Origin of the sequence: Delftia sp. WSY_22, assembly GCF_043104185.1 — a bacterium.
GTDB classification, from domain to species: Bacteria; Pseudomonadota; Gammaproteobacteria; order Burkholderiales; family Burkholderiaceae_C; genus Comamonas; species Comamonas tsuruhatensis.
Genome location: NZ_JBICKN010000006.1, coordinates 249337 through 265526, shown reverse-complemented (window position 1 = coordinate 265526; position 16190 = coordinate 249337). Strand labels below are relative to the sequence as shown.

At 68.3% G+C, this 16190-nt stretch carries 14 protein-coding genes; 5 read left to right on the top strand and 9 right to left on the bottom strand.

Annotated features, from left to right (window positions below; genetic code table 11):
• The 4 genes from ACF8NF_RS01810 to ACF8NF_RS01795 all read left to right on the top strand — a co-directional run bounded on the left by ACF8NF_RS01810 (position 1) and on the right by ACF8NF_RS01795 (position 3976).
• Complete coding sequence (locus ACF8NF_RS01810; RefSeq protein ID WP_016447697.1) at positions 1–711, top strand: ABC transporter ATP-binding protein; 711 nt, start codon at positions 1–3, stop codon at positions 709–711.
• Between the two features lie 100 nt (positions 712–811).
• Positions 812–2008, top strand: a complete 1197-nt coding sequence (locus ACF8NF_RS01805; RefSeq protein ID WP_016447696.1) for an ABC transporter substrate-binding protein — start codon at positions 812–814, stop codon at positions 2006–2008.
• 57 nt (positions 2009–2065) lie between these two features.
• Complete coding sequence (locus ACF8NF_RS01800) at positions 2066–2950, top strand: branched-chain amino acid ABC transporter permease (RefSeq protein ID WP_012206960.1); 885 nt, start codon at positions 2066–2068, stop codon at positions 2948–2950.
• Positions 2951–2977: 27 nt separating this feature from the next.
• Positions 2978–3976 carry a branched-chain amino acid ABC transporter permease gene (locus ACF8NF_RS01795; protein WP_392449977.1) on the top strand — a complete coding sequence of 333 codons (999 nt, stop codon included), beginning with the start codon at positions 2978–2980 and terminating at the stop codon, positions 3974–3976.
• 61 nt (positions 3977–4037) lie between these two features.
• Here the strand turns inward: ACF8NF_RS01795 and ACF8NF_RS01790 are convergent, their stop codons facing one another.
• From ACF8NF_RS01790 to ACF8NF_RS01750, 9 genes are all read right to left on the bottom strand, one after another.
• Complete coding sequence (locus ACF8NF_RS01790) at positions 4038–5150, bottom strand: carotenoid 1,2-hydratase (protein ID WP_313280629.1); 1113 nt, start codon at positions 5148–5150, stop codon at positions 4038–4040.
• Positions 5151–5153: 3 nt separating this feature from the next.
• Positions 5154–6221, bottom strand: a complete 1068-nt coding sequence (locus ACF8NF_RS01785; protein WP_016447693.1) for a PLP-dependent cysteine synthase family protein — start codon at positions 6219–6221, stop codon at positions 5154–5156.
• Between the two features lie 26 nt (positions 6222–6247).
• Positions 6248–7336 carry a glycosyltransferase gene (locus tag ACF8NF_RS01780; RefSeq protein ID WP_074921023.1) on the bottom strand — a complete coding sequence of 363 codons (1089 nt, stop codon included), beginning with the start codon at positions 7334–7336 and terminating at the stop codon, positions 6248–6250.
• Positions 7337–7343: 7 nt separating this feature from the next.
• Positions 7344–7667 (bottom strand): hypothetical protein, encoded by a 324-nt coding sequence (locus ACF8NF_RS01775; RefSeq protein WP_082254695.1) that lies wholly within the window; start codon positions 7665–7667, stop codon positions 7344–7346.
• Between the two features lie 880 nt (positions 7668–8547).
• Positions 8548–9246, bottom strand: a complete 699-nt coding sequence (locus ACF8NF_RS01770; protein ID WP_252652820.1) for an IPTL-CTERM sorting domain-containing protein — start codon at positions 9244–9246, stop codon at positions 8548–8550.
• 197 nt (positions 9247–9443) lie between these two features.
• The gene (locus tag ACF8NF_RS01765; RefSeq protein ID WP_392449975.1) at positions 9444–12011 is read right to left on the bottom strand and encodes an FtsX-like permease family protein; all 2568 of its coding nucleotides are present in this window, start codon (positions 12009–12011) and stop codon (positions 9444–9446) included.
• Positions 12012–12030: 19 nt separating this feature from the next.
• The gene (locus ACF8NF_RS01760) at positions 12031–12747 is read right to left on the bottom strand and encodes an ABC transporter ATP-binding protein (protein WP_288896360.1); all 717 of its coding nucleotides are present in this window, start codon (positions 12745–12747) and stop codon (positions 12031–12033) included.
• A gap of 16 nt (positions 12748–12763) precedes the next feature.
• The gene (gene miaA, locus ACF8NF_RS01755) at positions 12764–13753 is read right to left on the bottom strand and encodes a tRNA (adenosine(37)-N6)-dimethylallyltransferase MiaA (protein WP_392449974.1); all 990 of its coding nucleotides are present in this window, start codon (positions 13751–13753) and stop codon (positions 12764–12766) included.
• 29 nt (positions 13754–13782) lie between these two features.
• Positions 13783–14979 (bottom strand): multidrug effflux MFS transporter, encoded by a 1197-nt coding sequence (locus ACF8NF_RS01750; RefSeq protein WP_043789886.1) that lies wholly within the window; start codon positions 14977–14979, stop codon positions 13783–13785.
• A 214-nt stretch (positions 14980–15193) separates the two neighbouring features.
• Here ACF8NF_RS01750 and ACF8NF_RS01745 point away from each other — a divergent pair, with 214 nt between their 5' ends.
• Positions 15194–16159 (top strand): sulfurtransferase, encoded by a 966-nt coding sequence (locus tag ACF8NF_RS01745; RefSeq protein ID WP_288896355.1) that lies wholly within the window; start codon positions 15194–15196, stop codon positions 16157–16159.
• Positions 16160–16190: the final 31 nt, after the last annotated feature.

Genomic DNA, 16190 nt, shown 5'->3' with positions numbered 1-16190 from the left:
ATGACTGCACCGGCATTGGAAATCAAGGGCCTGCAGGCCTGGTATGGCGAATCCCATGTGCTGCACGGCATGGACCTGGTGGTCCAGCCCGGCGAGGTAGTCACGCTGCTGGGGCGCAACGGCGCGGGCCGCACGTCCACGCTGCGCGCCATCATGGGGCTGACGGGCGCACGCAAGGGCTCGATCAGGATCAATGGCGTGGAGGCCATCCACCTGCCCACGCACCGCATTGCCCACCTGGGCGTGGGCTACTGCCCGGAAGAGCGCGGCATCTTCTCCAGCCTCTCGTGCGAGGAGAACCTGATGCTGCCGCCGCCGCTCAAGACCGGCCAGCAGGGCATGAGCGTGGACGAGATCTACGCCATGTTCCCCAACCTGGCCGAGCGCCGCCACAGCCAGGGCACGCGCCTGTCGGGCGGCGAGCAGCAGATGCTGGCGGTGGCGCGCATTTTGCGTACCGGCGCGCGGCTGCTGCTGCTCGACGAGATCTCCGAAGGCCTGGCCCCCGTCATCGTGCAGGCGCTGGCCCGCATGATCACCATGCTGCGCACCAAGGGCTACACCGTGGTGATGGTGGAGCAGAACTTCCACTTCGCGGCGCCGCTGGCCGACCGCTTCTACGTGGTCGAGCACGGCCATGTGGTCGAGCGTTTCGGCGCGGCCGAGCTGCAGGCCAAGATGCCCGTGCTCAACGAACTGCTCGGAGTCTGACCCGGATATCCATCGTGGCTGGCGCCTGGGGCTCGCCGGCTGCATTCCTGCCATGGCCCTGTGACAAAAAACCCAAGACATCAACGCGAAGGAGACACCAATGAAAGCAAAACTGACCGCACTGTCGTGCATGCTGGCCGCCGCCGGCCTGGCCAGCCCGCTTGCCATGGCACAGGAGAAGGTGAAGATCGGCTTCGTGACCGACATGTCCAGCCTCTATGCGGACGTGGAAGGCAAGAACGCCGTCACCGCGATGCAGATGGCCATCGATGACTTCGGCGGCAAGGTGCTGGGCCAGCCCATCGAGCTGCTGAGCGCCGACCACCAGAACAAGGCCGACATCGCCGCCTCCAAGGTGCGCGAGTGGGTGGACACGCAAGGTATCTCGCTGGTGTTCAGCGGCACCAACTCCGGCACGGCCCTGGCGGTCTCGCAGGTGGCCAATGAGAAAAAGCGCGTGCACTTCAACAGCGGCGCAGGCTCGTCGGCGCTGACCAACGAGCAGTGCAATCCCTACACCGTGCACTACGCCTATGACACCGTGGCCCTGGCCAAGGGCACGGGCACGGCCGTGGTGGAGCGCGGCGGCAAGGACTGGTTCTTCCTGACGGCAGACTACGCCTTCGGCCACGCGCTGGAGAACGACACCACGGCGGTGATCAAGGCCAAGGGCGGCAAGGTGGTGGGCGGCGTCAAGCATCCGCTCAACGCCTCGGACTTCTCGTCCTTCCTGCTGCAGGCGCAGGCCTCCAAGGCCCAGATCCTGGGCCTGGCCAATGCCGGTGGCGACACCATCAACGCCATCAAGGCTGCCAAGGAATTCGGCATCAACAAGAGCATGAAGACCGTGGGCCTGCTGGTGTTCCTGACCGACATCCACAGCCTGGGCCTGAAGAACACCGAAGGCATGCAGTTCACCACCAGCTGGTACTGGGACCAGAACGACGCGGCGCGCAAGTTCGCCGAGCGCTTCTTTGCCAAGACCAAGCGCATGCCCACCTCCATCCAGGCCGCCGACTACTCGGCCGTGACCAGCTACCTCAAGGCCGTGCAGGCCGTGAAGTCCACGGATGCCGACAAGGTCATGGCCCATCTCAAGAGCACGCCCATCGACGACTTCTACGGCAAGGGCTCGATCCGTCCCGACGGCACCTTTGCCCACGACATGTACCTGGTCGAGGTCAAGAAGCCCGCCGAGTCAAAGAAGCCCTGGGACTACCTGAAGGTCGTGGCCACGCTGCCCGCCGACCAGGTCTGGACCACCAAGGCCGAGACCAAGTGCGCGCTGTGGAAGTAACGCCGCCCCGCCACTGACCCCCAACCGCCACCCGGCCAACCACGACAGCTGCATCCCATGGAAATCTTTGGTGTTTCCCTGCCAGGCCTGATGAGCCAGCTCCTTCTGGGGCTGGTCAACGGCTCGTTCTACGCCATCCTCAGCCTGGGGCTGGCGGTGATCTTCGGCCTGCTCAACGTGATCAACTTCGCCCACGGCGCGTTGTTCATGCTGGGCGCCATGGTCACCTGGATGGCCATGAGCTACTTCAACATCAACTACTGGGTGATGCTGGTGCTGTCGCCGCTGCTGGTGGGCCTGCTGGGGGTGCTGATCGAGCGCTTCCTGTTGCGCTGGATCTACAAGCTCGACCATCTCTACGGCCTGTTGCTGACGCTGGGCCTGTCGCTGCTGATCGAGGGCCTGTTCCGCTCGGTCTACGGCGTCTCGGGGCTGGGCTATGACACGCCCGAGCTGCTGGAGGGCGCGACCAACCTGGGCTTCATGATCCTGCCCAACTACCGCGCCTGGGTGGTGCTCGCCTCCATCGTGGTCTGCGTGGCCACCTGGTTCATGATCGAGAAGACGCGCATTGGCGCCTACCTGCGGGCCGGCACCGAGAACCCGCGCCTGGTCGAGGCCTTCGGCGTCAATGTCCCCGTGATGATCACGCTGACCTATGCCTTCGGCGCGGCGCTGGCGGCGTTTGCCGGCGTGCTGGCGGCGCCCGTCTACCAGGTCACGCCGCTGATGGGGCAGAACCTCATCATCGTGGTCTTCGCCGTGGTGGTGATCGGAGGCATGGGCTCCATCATGGGCTCCATCCTCACCGGCCTGGGCCTGGGGGTGATCGAGGGCCTGACCAAGGTCTTCTGGCCCGAGGCATCGTCCACCGTGGTGTTCTTCATCATGGTCATCGTTTTGCTCATCCGCCCCGCCGGCCTGTTCGGCAAAGAGAAATAACAAGAACGAGGACAAGGGGCCGACCACATGAAATCCAAGACTCTCGTTCAACGCATTGCCCCCTGGGGCTATGGCCTGCTGCTGCTGGGCCTGCTGGCGGCGCCCCTGCTGGGCGCGTATCCGGTGTTCGTGATGAAGCTCATGTGCTTCGCACTGTTCGCCTCGGCCTTCAACCTGTTGCTGGGCTACACGGGCCTGCTGTCCTTCGGCCACGCGGCCTTCCTGGGCGGCGCGGCCTATGTGACCGGCTACGCCATCAAGGGCTGGGGCTTCACGCCCGAGCTGGCCATGCTGGCCGGCACGGCCGGCGGCGCGCTGCTGGGGCTGATCTTCGGCTGGCTGGCCATCCGCCGCCAGGGCATCTACTTTTCCATGATCACGCTGGCGCTGGCCCAGATGCTGTTCTTCGTGTGCCTGCAGGCGCCCTTCACGGGCGGCGAGGACGGGCTGCAGGGCGTGCCGCGCGGCAAGCTGTTCGGCCTCATCGACCTGGCCAGCGACATGGCCATGTACTACGTCACGCTGGTCATCGTGGTCCTGGCCTTCCTGCTGATCGTGCGCACCATCCACTCGCCCTTCGGCCAGGTGCTCAAGGCCATCAAGGAGAACGAGCCGCGCGCGACGTCGCTGGGCTATGACGTGGCGCGCTTCAAGCTGCTGGCCTTCGTGATCTCGGCCGCGCTCACGGGCCTGGCCGGTTCGCTCAAGACCGTGGTGCTGGGCTTTGCCACGCTGTCGGATGTGCACTGGACCACCTCCGGCCACGTGATCCTGATGACGCTGATGGGCGGCCTGGGCACGCTGTCCGGCCCCATCCTGGGATCGGCCGTGGTGGTCATGCTGGAGAACAAGATCGGCGAGTTCGGCCTCTTCCTGCAGCGCCTCACGGGCGTGGAGTGGTTCTCCACGCTGGGCGAGTCGGTGACCATCGTCACGGGCCTGATCTTCGTGGTCTGCGTGCTGCTGTTCCGCAAGGGCATCATGGGCGAGCTGATCGTCCGGCTGCAGAAAAAGCGCACCCCTTGAGAGCCGGGTTCGGACGGTTTCAAGGGGGTGGGCTACGTGCCCATGCTGTTGACGGCCATAGCTACAACTGCAGCGGCCGGGCGTAGCCCGTCATCTCCAGGTATCCCTGACCGGCTCGCGCCTCCTGGCCCGGGCCGGTGGGCTTTTGCAGGCTGCACAGGCCCTCCCAGTAGATGGCGCCGGTGGAGGCGCTGCTGTCCAGCTCCTGGTCATCGACCAGGGCGTTCACGATGAAGCGGCCTGCGGGCGTGTCCACCTGCCATTGCACGGGGTAGCGCGCTCCGCTGGCAGGGCTGCTCCAGTGGCGCAGCGGCGTGAACTGCACTGCATCGTGGGCGAAGACCTGCAGCGTGCCATCCACACCGCGCAGCGAGCCGCCGGCCCACAACGCGCTGCCATCCGCCCGTCGCACGCGAAAGGCCGTGAGCGCGCCGCCGTCGAACAGGTTCATGCCTATCCAGTCCCAGCCCACGGCCTCGGGGTGCAGCAGGGCCTGGCTCCATTCATGGTCCAGCCAGGCGCGGTTGTCGCCGGGCTCGCGTGCGGCTTCTATCGCCATGCGCTGGCCTGCCAGCTCCAGCGTGCCGCTCACCTGCAGCTGCGGGCGGCTGTAGTAGTAGCTGGCCTGCTCGGGTTCGGGACCCTTGCGCGACAGGCCGGCGCGGCCCTGCAGCAAGGGGGGCAGGCGGGTGTCAAAGTGCAGGTCCAGGGCGAATGTGCTGCTGCGCAGGCGCGTGGTATAGCGCTCGGCAGCGCCTTCATCGGTGCGCTGCAGCGACCAGTCCTGCAGCCGCACGTCGGCATCGGTCTCGCTGGCCTGGGCAATGCCCAAGCCTGCGCGCGCAATGCGCTGGTCGTGGTGCAGGCGGGCGCCCTGCACATCGCACAGCGCCGCATGGGCAAACAGCAGCTGGCGCGCCGCAAAGGCGGAGCGCAGCTCCTGCGTGGCCTGTACGCGCGACCGGAAGAAGGTGATCTGGAAACCCCAGGCCCGGCCCGCCGCGCGTGCCTGGCCGGTGATGTACCACCACTCGGTGCGCAGCCCGGGGTGGCTGCCGTGGTCGCGCGGGAAGACCAGCGTGCGTGGCGGCAGTGCCTGGGCGGGCAGTCCTGCCGCCCCCAGGCCCAGGCCGGCAGCCAGGCCCAGCAGATGGCGGCGGGGCAGGGGCATCATGGATCAGCCTTGCAGCTGCGCGATGCGCGCCTGGGCCGGCCCGCAGTCGCCGATGCGCTGCATCACCCAGTCCGCATCATGGTAGGTGGGCAGGTAGCGCTCGCCCGCATCGCACAGCAGCGAAAGAATGGAGCCCTGCTCGCCGCGCTGGCGCATCTCGCTGGCCAGCCTGAGCATGGCCACGTAGTTGGTGCCGGTGGACGGCCCCACGCGCCGGCCCAGCAGTGCGGACAGGCTGCGCATGGCGGCCAGGGAATCGCAGTCCGCCACTTCCTCCATGCGGTCCACCAGCGTGCGCACGAAGCTGGGCTCCACGCGCGGGCGGCCTATGCCCTCGATGCGCGAGCCCGGCGCGGTGAGGGTGGCATCGCCCGTGCGGTGGTAGGCGGCGAACACCGAGCCCTCGGGGTCGGCCACGCAGATGCCCGTGGCATGGCGCTGGAAACGCACGTAGCGGCCGATGGTGGCACTGGTGCCGCCCGTGCCCGCGCCCACCACGATCCAGCGCGGCACGGCATGGCGCTCGCGCCGCATCTGGGTGAACATGCTCTCCGCAATATTGTTGTTGCCACGCCAGTCGGTGGCGCGCTCGGCATAGGTGAACTGGTCCATGTAGTGGCCGCCGGCCTGCGCGGCCACGGCGCGTGCCTCGTCATAGACCTGGGCGGCGCTGTCCACCAGATGGCAGCGGCCGCCGTAGAACTCGATCAGTGCAATCTTCTCCACCGAGGTGCTGCGCGGCATCACGGCCACGAAGGGCAGGCCCAGCAGGCGCGCGAAGTAGGCCTCGCTCACGGCCGTGGAGCCGCTCGATGCCTCGACGATGGTCGATCCCTCGTGCACCCAGCCATTGCACAGCGCATAGAGAAACAGCGAGCGCGCCAGCCGGTGCTTGAGGCTGCCCGTGGGATGGGTGGATTCGTCCTTGAGGTAGAGATCGATCCCCAGGCCGGCAAAGCCGGGCAGGGGCAGCGGTATCAGGTGCGTGTCGGCACTGCGCTGGTAGTCGGCCTCGATGCGGTTGATGGCTTCATGCAGCCAGGGGGAGGTGGTGTGCGGCATGGCGGCCATTGTCGCAGGCTGCCCGGCCCAGGCGGCTACAGGCCATAGAAGGGGCGATTGGCCTCGATGCGTGCCTGCTCGCTGGCAGGGTAGCGGCGTTCGGCCAGCAACTGCTGCAGCGCGGCGCGGCCCAGGTCGCGCAGCGGGGTGTAGAAGGCGCTGACGGCCAGCTCGTCCAGTGCGCGCCAGGCATAGACCTGGGCGTCGATGAACAGGATGTCCTCGGCCGGGCGCGGCAGCGCGGCGGCCTGGCGCGCATAGAGGCATGCCAGGGCAAACTCGGACCGCTCGCGATGGTAGCGCGCCAGCTCGCACAGGGGCTCGGCCCGCTGCGGTCGCGCGGCATAGGCGGTGAGATAGGCCTCGCGCACGGCGGCCGGCTCGGCGCCCGAGCGCTCCAGCAGCACGCCGATCTGGAACAGCGCAAACCACTGCTCCTCGGCCCAGCCGCCCATGGCGGCGCGCTGCCGGTACCAATGCAGGCTGGACTCGATCTGGCCCGCGTCGCGGTGGCTTTGCGCCAGATAGAACACGTTGCGCGTGTTGCCGGGCTGCTCGCGCACGGCCTTTTCGAGCACGGCGATGTCGCGCAGGTAGGTCTGCGGGTCCCGCGCCCGCGCGCCGTCGTGCGAGACATCGATGTACGGCCCCGCCAGCATCTGCCAGGCCTGGTGCGCCGGGGCGGTCAGGTACTCGTGCAGCACGCCTTCCCAGCGCCAGTCCACGCGCGTGGCGATCAGCGCATTGCGCTGGTATTCGGTGCCCGCCATGTGGCAGGACAGCATGCAGCCGTCCGCCTCCAGCGCCGGCCATGCAAAGCCTTCGGGCACGCGCAGCTGCTCGTCGGCATCAATGAACAGCAGGTAGTCGCCGTGCGGCCGCGCCAGCTCCAGCGCCTCGTTGCGGTTGTGGGCGAAGTCCACCCAGGGCCGCTCGTGCAGGCTGCCGGGTATGCCCTCCATGCACTGGCGCACCAGGTCCTGCGTGCCATCGCTGGAGCCCGTGTCCACGATCACCCAATGGTCTACCCACGGCTTGACCGAGGCCAGGCAACGCGCGATCACCGGGGCCTCGTTCTTGACGATCATGTTCAGGCAGATATGGACGCGGCGCGCAGGTCGCATAGCGAGCTCACTGGCAGGAGGCCACCACGATCAAACCGGTAACCGCCGTATTGAAGGCCTGGGTGCCAACCAACTGCACAGTCATGGTGTCGCCTGGTGCGTAAGTGGCGGGGCCGGACACATCACATGTGGGGTTGGCATTGGAAAGCGTACAGATTGGCACGCCCGACACATTGGAGAAGTTCTCGTTCACGCCTCGACGCAGCTGCAGCGTCAGGCTCAACGCCCTGTTCTCTGTCAGCATGGCGCGCAATGAAGCATTGGTGCATGAGGTGTGTACCATGCGCTGCGCATCGGTCTCGAATGTGTTACCGCCGCCGTTGGCAAACAAATAAATTGTGCCGTTGCCAGCGCTGTTGCCGCGGGCAGGAGTTGTATACGTCTGGAAAAACCCACCCGAGCCTGCAGGCCCCTGGACTCCTGCAGGGCCTGTGGGGCCTTGAAGTCCAGCTCCTGTGGCACCCGTCACGCCCTGGATGCCCTGGATTCCCTGAATGCCTTGCGCGCCCTGGGGCCCTGTGGGACCTGTGTCACCCTGGGCCCCTGTCACGCCCGTAGCCCCTGTCATGCCGGTCGGGCCCGTCGGGCCGGTTGCACCCGTGGCCCCTGTAGGTCCGGTGGGTCCAGTCGCGCCAGTGGCCCCCGTCGAACCCGTGGTGCCTGGGGTGCCCGCACCGGTGGCCCCAGTCGGACCAGTGACTCCCGTTGCGCCTGTCGGTCCAGCCACCCCCGTGGCGCCGGTCACGCCTGCTGGGCCTGTTGCCCCTGTGGCGCCGGTCGCACCTGTGGCTCCCGTAGCGCCAGTTGCCCCGCCGCCCACACCCGGCGCGCAATGCACCAATTGCCCCGTGGCGCCGTCAACGCACAGCAGCTGGTTGCCAGTGGCTGCATCGGCAGGCAGGGCTGGTACCAGCACCTCCCCTGTGTTCTGTACCCGCAAGCGTTCGGCCCCCGCAGAATTCTTGATCACGAAATTGCCACCGGCCGGCATAGTGATGCTCACGTCGGCGGCATGGGCTGCCGGGCTGAAGATTCCCGCGCTGATGCACAGCGACCAGAGAAGGCGGGGAGGGATGGGGAAGTTGCGACGGTCCATGGTTCAGATGCTGCTTGGATGAATACGCGCGGAAAGCCGGCACCCGCGTGGCGGGCGCCAGGATGGAAGAAGAATGGGCCGGCCCAGGGGCCGGATGCCGGGGCGCCCGGCCTGCTCAGAGGCGTGTTGCGCGGCGCTGGCGGTGCAGGGCCATGCCGCCGAGCAGCAGGCTCATCAGCATCAGCCCGTAGGTGCTGAGCGTGGGGATGCTGGCTGGAGCCACCACCACCGGTGCGCCAATCTGCACGTTGCCAGGGATCCCGCTTCCGCTGGGGTTGGACACTGTGGCCAAGGGGCCCAGCGTGACCACGGCAGTGCCGGGACCGGACGAGGTCAGCACCACCGGCTTGCCGGGAGAGCCCAGCGTGAGCGTGCCCAGCACGGTGAGGTTGGTACCTGCGGGAAGAACGATGGTCGGGGGTGTCGGGCCGGTGCTGATCAGTGTCAGATCCTTCACGACGATATTGCCGCTGAGTGTCAGGGTCGTTCCGGGTGCACAGGTGTCTGAAAGCACAACGCTGCTGGTGCCGAGATTCAGTGCCGCCGCGCTCGTCAGGTCGCCGCCGATGTTGAGCTGGCCGCCCGTGCCGGTCACCGTGGAGCCCGCGTCAAAGGCAAAGGACCCCGAATCGAAGGTGCCCGTGCCCAGGGCCAGTTCCCCGCCCATCGAAACGGGGACGCAAAGCGAATTGAACGAACCGCCAGCCAGATCGATGCTGGAGCCTGGAGGAAAGACAATCTGCCCCCAGGCCGAGCCGCACATTGCCGCGCACAGGGCCAGCGACGCCGCCCAACGTTTTCCGAAACCTGCCATGAGTCCGATCTCCCGCGTACAGACGGCAATGCGCCTGTCTGATTTTTGTAGAGGCAGGCACCCACGTGGATAGGGCGCAGCACTGCCAAAGTCGGGCAAATGATCAGATAGAAAATGATTCTCTTGTAAGAAAAATTAACAATTGATTATGCGTTTTCATTTTTAGCAAGCTATTGGTTTGCGCGGAGGGATGGGGTTTACCAATCCTCCTTGACCGCCAGCACTGCCTCGCGCCCTGCCGCAGCGCGCCCGGCCAGCCAGGCCGTCAGCGTGCCTGCCGCGATCACGCTGGCAGCCAGCGCCAAAAGGCGGGGCCAGGGCAGGGACAGCTCCATGGTCCAGTGAAAGCTTTGCGGATTCACCACATGCACCAGGATCACGGCAACGCCCAGGCCCAGCAGGCTGCCGGCGATGGCGCCGGCCGTGGTCCAGGCCATGCCTTCGCCGGCCACCACCGCCAGGATGTCGCGCCGCGTCAGGCCCAGGTGGGCGAGCAGGCCGAATTCCTTGCGCCGCGCCAGCACCTGGGCGCTGAAGCTGGCCGCGATGCCGAACAGGCCGATGCCGATGGCCACGGCCTGCAGCCAGTAGGTCACGGCAAAGCTGCGGTCGAAGATGCGCATGGAGCGCTCGCGCAGCGCGCCGCTGCTGGCGAACTCCAGTGCCTGCGCGGCGCCCGGCCCGGCCATCAGCGACTGGATGCGCGCCTGCAGCTGCTGCGCCGTGGCCGTGTCGTCGCCGTCCGGCCAGATGGCGATTTCGGTGGGGCCTGCCGTGGTGGCGCTGCCGTCGGCAAGCCGTTGGTAGTCATCCCAGTCCATGGCGATGGCGCCGAACTGGCGCACATAGTCGCGCCAGATGCCGGCCACAAACACGCGGGAATCTTCCGACGGCAGGGCCTGGGCCAGCAGCGGCCACTCCTGGCCCGGCCGCACGCCATAGAGTTGGGCCACGGCTTCACTGACATAGACGGGCGTGCTGCCAGCGGGCACTTGCACGGGGCCTTGTATCCACGGCAATTGCTGGCCCTGGGGGCCATGCAGCGGACGCAGCAGCAGGCTGACGGCGGGGCGATCCGGGCTGAGCCACAGGCTGGTGCTGCGCATGGGCTGGGCGCGCTGCACGCCAGGCAGGGCGGCAATGCGCGCGGCCAGATCGGCGGGCAGGGGCGCGACATCGGCACGGCCTGCGCTGCCGGCCGTGCGCAGGTACAGCGGGGCGGGCAGCACGGCGTCCAGCCAGGCGATCATGCTGTCCCTGAAGCTGGCCACCATCACGGTCAGCGCCACGGCCAGGCTCAGGCTGGCCACTACGCCGCCCACGGCCACGGTGGTGCTGCGGCGCATGCGCCGTGCGCGCTCCACGGGCAGCAGGGCCAGCGGCTGGCGCAGCAGCGATTGCGGCACCAGGCGCAACAGCTGGCCCAGCAACCAGGGCAGGGCGGCCATGCCGCCCAGCAGCAGCAGGGCCACGGCGGCATAGGCGGCCAGGGGAATGCCGGCCACGGGCGGCACAAAGGCCAGGGCCACGCTGGCTGCCATCAGCAGCAGGGCCGGCAGGCCGCGCGCCGCGCGTTCGGAGCCCGCGCCCTGGCCCTTGAGCGTGGCCGCAGGCGGCAACTCCATCGCCTGGCGCGCCGGCCACCAGCCGCCAGCCACGGTGGCGGCCACGCCCAGCAGGCCAAAGGTCAGCGCGGCGCTGGCGCTCCACTGCAGCGCGGGCTGCACGCCGGCAAAGTAGCCGCCGCCCAGGTCACCGCCCAGCAGGTGCAGGGCCAGCCAGGCCAGTCCCGCGCCCAGCGCAATGCCGGCCGCGCTGCCCACCATGCCCAGCAGCAGCGATTCCAGCAGCACCAGGCCCAGGCGCTGGCGCGGTGTCAGTCCCAGCACGGCCAGCAGGGCGAACTGCGGCGCGCGCTGGGCCACGCTGAGCGCCAGCACCGAGAACACCAGGAACGCCCCCGTGAACAGCGCCACCAGGGCCAGCACCGTGAGGTTGACGCGGTAGGCGCGCGACATCTCGGCAATGCGCTGCTGGTCGTCGCCGGGGCGGCTGGCCAGGGTCTGGGCGGGCCAGTCGGGCAGGCGGCGCAGCGCGGCCAGCAGGGACTCGCGCGTGGCGCCTTCGGCCAGCAGCACATCGATGCGGTCCACCTGGCCCCAGCGCTTCAGGCTGTCCTGCAGCGCACCGATGTCCATCACGGCCAGCGGCGGGCCGGATGCGGCCACCGTGCCCGCGATGCGCAGGGTCTGCGCGCGCCCGCCCAGTTGCCATGGCAGGGGCGTGTGCCGCGCCTGCTCCGGCGTCAGGCCCAGGGCTTCGAGTGCCGTTGCATTGAGGAAGACCGCATCGGGCGCGAACAGGTCCAGCCGCCCGCCGCCATCGAACAGCCGTGGCATGAGCGCAGGCGCCACGGGCGCCAGCCGCAGCGCATCGCCGCCCAGTACGCGCAACTGCACCGGCGTGGCGGTGCCGGCCAGGGCCGTGGCTTCGATCCAGGGTGCGGCCAGGCTGACCTGGAGCTGCTGCGCAACACGGCCATACAGCGATTCGGGCAGGCCGCCCTGCATGGCACGCAACTCCAGGTCCGGCTGGCCGCTGACCGTGCGCACGGCACGCGAGAACTCATCGAGCGCGGACTGGTTGATCACGTGCACGGCAAAGCCCAGGGCCACGCCCAGCATGATGGCCACCAGGGCGGTGGCCGTGCGCCAGGGATGCTGGCGCAGCTCCTGCCAGGAAAAGGTGCGAAGCAGGGCGAGCATGGGCGGATGGTCTCTGGCGCTAGGCGGGCTGCATGCCCTTTGCGGTCAGGCGCAGCACGCGGTCGGCACGGCGCGCGGCCTCGATGGAGTGCGTGACCAGCACCAGGGCGGCCTGGTGTTCCCGGGTCTGCTGCAGCAGCAGTTCCATGACCTGTGCGGCCGTGCCGGGGTCCAGGTTGCCGGTGGGCTCGTCGGCCAGCAGCAGGGCCGGGCCGTGGACCAGGGCGCGTGCAATGGCCACGCGCTGCAGCTGGCCGCCGCTGAGCTGCCAGGGCAGGCGCTGCTCCAGCCCCTGCAGCCCGACGGCCTGCAGCAGTTGCTGCACGCGCTGGCGGCCCGCCGCATCCAGCCGCTGCAGCAGCATCAGCGGCAGGGCCACGTTGTGCCAGACATCCAGGTGCGGCAGCACATGGAAGGCCTGGAACACGAAGCCCACATGGCTGCGCCGCCACAGCGCACGGCCGGTTTCATCCAGGGCCGACAGGTCCTGGCCTTCGTGCAGCACGCGGCCCTGCTGCCACTCATCAAGCCCGGCCAGGCAGTTGAGAAAGGTGGACTTGCCCACGCCCGAGTCACCCACGATGGCCACGAACTCGCCGCGCGCCACGCTGCAGTCCACGTTCTCGAAGACGGCGGTTTCCGTGCCGCCGTCGTTGCGGTAGCGCCGCGCCAGGCCCTGGACCTGAAGCAGCGGCGGCTGAGTCAGCGGCGTGTTGTCCTGGGGCACGGCAGTCATGAAGGCGGTTTCCTGTTCAGCCGTTGCGGGCCTGGGTTGCTGCGGCCACCACGGCCATCGCTGCCTGCAGCAGTTGCTGCTGGGCATCGGGCATATCGCAGGCAATGGCATGGCGGGCGGGCATGCTGCGCAGCCAGGTGATCTGGCGCTTGGCCAGCTGGCGCGTGGCGGCAATGCCGCGTTCGCGCAGCGAGTCCATGGGGTACAGGCCGTCCAGCGATTCCCAGGCCTGGCGGTAGCCCACGCAGCGGATGGAGGGCAGGTCCAGGTGCAGGTCGCCGCGCGCGCGCAACTGTTGCACTTCGTCGATGAAGCCGGCGTCCAGCATGGCGTCGAAGCGCTGGGCGATGCGTGCATGCAGCCAGGCGCGGTCCTGCGGCTCCAGCGAGAAGAAGCCGCCGGGGCTGATCAGGCCCTGTGCCGCATCCTTGCCCGCCCGCGTATGAAAGCTGGACAGCGGCTTGCCCGACACCTGCCAGACCTCCAGCGCGCGCTGTATGCGCTGGCTGTCGGCCGGCGCCAGGCGTGCGGCCGTGGCGGGATCGACCTGGGCCAGCAGCGCATGCATGGCGGGCCAGCCGATCTGCGCGGCCTGGGCGTCCAGCCGCTCGCGCACGGCGGGGTCGGCGGCCGGCATGTCGTCAATGCCATCCTGCAGGGCCTTGAAATACAGCATGGTGCCGCCCACCAGCAGCGGCAGGGCGCCGCGCGCGCGGATCTCGGCCACCAGGCGCTGCGTGTCCTGCACGAATTCGGCCGCGCTGTAGGCCTGTAGCGGGTCGCGGATATCGATCAGGTGATGGGGGCAGGCAGCCAGTTCTTCGGGCGTGGGCTTGGCCGTGCCGATGTCCATGCCGCGATAGACCAGGGCCGAGTCCACGCTGATGATTTCTGCGGCCTGGCCGCGTTCGGCCAGCAGCCTGGCCAGGGCCAGGGCGGCAGCGGTCTTGCCGGAAGCGGTGGGGCCGGCGATGGCCAGGCAGGGGAGCGTGGAAGCGGTGGACATTCAAAAAACGCAAACGCAGGAAATGAAAATCAGCGGTGGCCATCGACCCCGCCGTGGCGGCGCACCAGCCCCCAGGCGACCAGGGCCGTGCACACGCCCCAGAACCAGATGCCGAAGGCCATGGGCCGGGTGGACTGGCCGTCCAGGTGCAGGCCCAGCCAGTGTCCCATGGCAAAGGCGATGAGCATCATGGTGAAGCCGTTGAGCGCCGAGGCCGTGCCCGCCGACTGCGGAAAGGGCGCGATGGCATTGCTCTGGCCGCAGGGCATGTGCACGCCATGGGCGATCTGGAAGATATAGAAGGGCAGGGCATAGGCCCAGAGGCTGCGCGCATCGGCCAGCGCCGCAATGCCGATGGCCGTGGCCGACAGCAGGCTGGCCAGCCCGGCAATCTGCACGGCGCGCCGCACATCCATGCGCTGCAGCAGCCAGCGGCACAGGAAGGTGCCCGCGATGTAGCACAGCGCATTGCTGCCCATCAGCAGGCCGTAGCCCGTGCGGCTCACGCCCAGCACATGGATATAGGTGAAGGAAGATGCGGCCAGGTTGGTGAACAGGGCCGCATAGGTGCAGCAGGTCAGCAACTGGTAGGACTGGAATCCCGGGTGGCGCACGATGGTGATCCAGTTGCGCGCCAGGGCCAGCGGCTGCAGCGCCGTGGGATTGGTGCGGGCCAGTGTCTCCGTGAAGCGCAGGGCCACCAGCAGCAGGGCCAGCGCACCCATCACGGCCTGGGCCAGCATGGTCGAGCGCCAGCCCAGCGAATCCACCAGCAGGCTGCCGCTGACGGGGCTCAGGAAGGCGATCACGCCCAGCCCGGTCAGCGCCTTGGACATGACCTGGGCACCCAGGTGCGGCGCGAACAGGTCGCGCACCATGGCGCGTGCGCACATCACGCCGGCGCCCAGCGATGCCCCCTGCAGCGCGCGCCAGGCAATCAGCGATTCCATGGTCTCGGCGCTGGCGCTGCCCAGCGCGGCCAGCACATAGATGGACATGCCTGCCAGCAGGATGGGCCGGCGCCCGAAGCGGTCGGACAGCGGCCCCCAGGCCAGCTGCGAGCAGCCGAAGGCCAGCAGGAAGGCCGTCAGCGTGAGCTGCACCTGGGACACCTGGGTGGAGAAGGCCGTCTGTATCGAGGGCAGGGCGGGCAGGTACAGATCTGTGGCCAGCGGCTGAAGCCCCAGCAGCAGGCCGAGCAGGATGACGACCAGGACGGGGGACATGGCCGGCTGCGCTTGCGCGGCGGCGGGAGACAGGGGCGCTGACATAGGCGCCCGAGGGTAGCAGAGAACCCGGGGTGCCGCTGTCCATGCCTTGGCGGCGCATATCCATCTGCGGATTGCGCAGTTGGGAACCGGCCCGCCCCTGCCTACATTGCATTGCAGAGCAACCCGACCCCAACCGAGCAATCAACGCAACTGCGAACAAAGGACCGTGATGGCAACGCCGACCGCTTTCTCCACCATCCCCGCCACCCTGCGCCAGGGTGCCTGCACCGTGCTGTACGTCGCGGCCCTGATCGGCGGCACGGCCCATGCCAATGCGCCCGTTCCCGAAGGTCCGCTGGTCAGCACCGAATGGCTGGCGGCCAACCTCAACCGCGCCGACGTGCGCATCGTCGAAGTCAGCGTCAACCCCGGCCTGTACGAGCGCTCCCATGTGCCGGGCGCGGTCAATTTCTCGTGGCACAACGATCTCAACGACAAGGTGCGCCGCGACATCGTGGGCAAGGAGCAGTTCGAGAAACTGCTGTCGCAGGCCGGCGTGAAGGACGGCACCACGGTTGTGCTGTACGGCGATACCAACAACTGGTTCGCGGCCTGGGGGGCCTGGGTCTTCGACATCTATGGCGTGCAGAACGTCAAGCTGCTGGACGGCGGCCGCAAGAAGTGGGAGGCCGAGAACCGCCCCCTCAACAACCGTGCCCCGGAATATGCGGCCACCACCTACCGCGTGGGCAAGGTCAACACCGCGCTGCGCGCGCGCCTGACCGATGCGCTGGCCTCGGCCGAAGGTCGCAGCGACGCCAGGCTCGTCGACATCCGCTCGTCCGACGAATACCAGGGCAAGGTCTTCGCCCCGGCCGGCGTGCCGGAGCTGGCCATCCGCGCCGGCCACATCCCCGGTGCCGTCAACGTGCCCTGGGGCCAGGCAGTGCGCGAGGACGGCAGCTTCAAGTCCGCCGAAGAACTCAAGAAGCTCTATGCGGGCGTGGGCATCGACGGCAGCAAGCCCGTCATCACTTACTGCCGCATCGGCGAGCGCTCCAGCCACACCTGGTTTGCGCTGTCCAAGATCTTGGGCTACCAGGTGCGCAACTACGACGGCTCGTGGACCGAATACGGCAACTCCGTGGGCGTGCCCATCAACAACCCGGCCGGTACGGTCTGGGCCGCGAAATGATTCCGCCGTCGATCAACCTGTCTTGAAGGCG

Excerpts from the sequence above, each read along its gene's own strand:
- ACF8NF_RS01810 (WP_016447697.1), top strand. The coding sequence starts at position 1 with ATGACTGCACCGGCATTGGAAATCAAGGGCCTGCAGGCCTGGTATGGC.
- ACF8NF_RS01805 (WP_016447696.1), top strand. The coding sequence starts at position 812 with ATGAAAGCAAAACTGACCGCACTGTCGTGCATGCTGGCCGCCGCCGGC.
- ACF8NF_RS01800 (WP_012206960.1), top strand. The coding sequence starts at position 2,066 with ATGGAAATCTTTGGTGTTTCCCTGCCAGGCCTGATGAGCCAGCTCCTT.
- ACF8NF_RS01795 (WP_392449977.1), top strand. The coding sequence starts at position 2,978 with ATGAAATCCAAGACTCTCGTTCAACGCATTGCCCCCTGGGGCTATGGC.
- ACF8NF_RS01790 (WP_313280629.1), bottom strand. The coding sequence starts at position 5,150 with ATGATGCCCCTGCCCCGCCGCCATCTGCTGGGCCTGGCTGCCGGCCTG.
- ACF8NF_RS01785 (WP_016447693.1), bottom strand. The coding sequence starts at position 6,221 with ATGGCCGCCATGCCGCACACCACCTCCCCCTGGCTGCATGAAGCCATC.
- ACF8NF_RS01780 (WP_074921023.1), bottom strand. The coding sequence starts at position 7,336 with ATGCGACCTGCGCGCCGCGTCCATATCTGCCTGAACATGATCGTCAAG.
- ACF8NF_RS01770 (WP_252652820.1), bottom strand. The coding sequence starts at position 9,246 with ATGGCAGGTTTCGGAAAACGTTGGGCGGCGTCGCTGGCCCTGTGCGCG.
- ACF8NF_RS01765 (WP_392449975.1), bottom strand. The coding sequence starts at position 12,011 with ATGCTCGCCCTGCTTCGCACCTTTTCCTGGCAGGAGCTGCGCCAGCAT.
- ACF8NF_RS01760 (WP_288896360.1), bottom strand. The coding sequence starts at position 12,747 with ATGACTGCCGTGCCCCAGGACAACACGCCGCTGACTCAGCCGCCGCTG.
- miaA (WP_392449974.1), bottom strand. The coding sequence starts at position 13,753 with ATGTCCACCGCTTCCACGCTCCCCTGCCTGGCCATCGCCGGCCCCACC.
- ACF8NF_RS01750 (WP_043789886.1), bottom strand. The coding sequence starts at position 14,979 with ATGTCCCCCGTCCTGGTCGTCATCCTGCTCGGCCTGCTGCTGGGGCTT.
- ACF8NF_RS01745 (WP_288896355.1), top strand. The coding sequence starts at position 15,194 with ATGGCAACGCCGACCGCTTTCTCCACCATCCCCGCCACCCTGCGCCAG.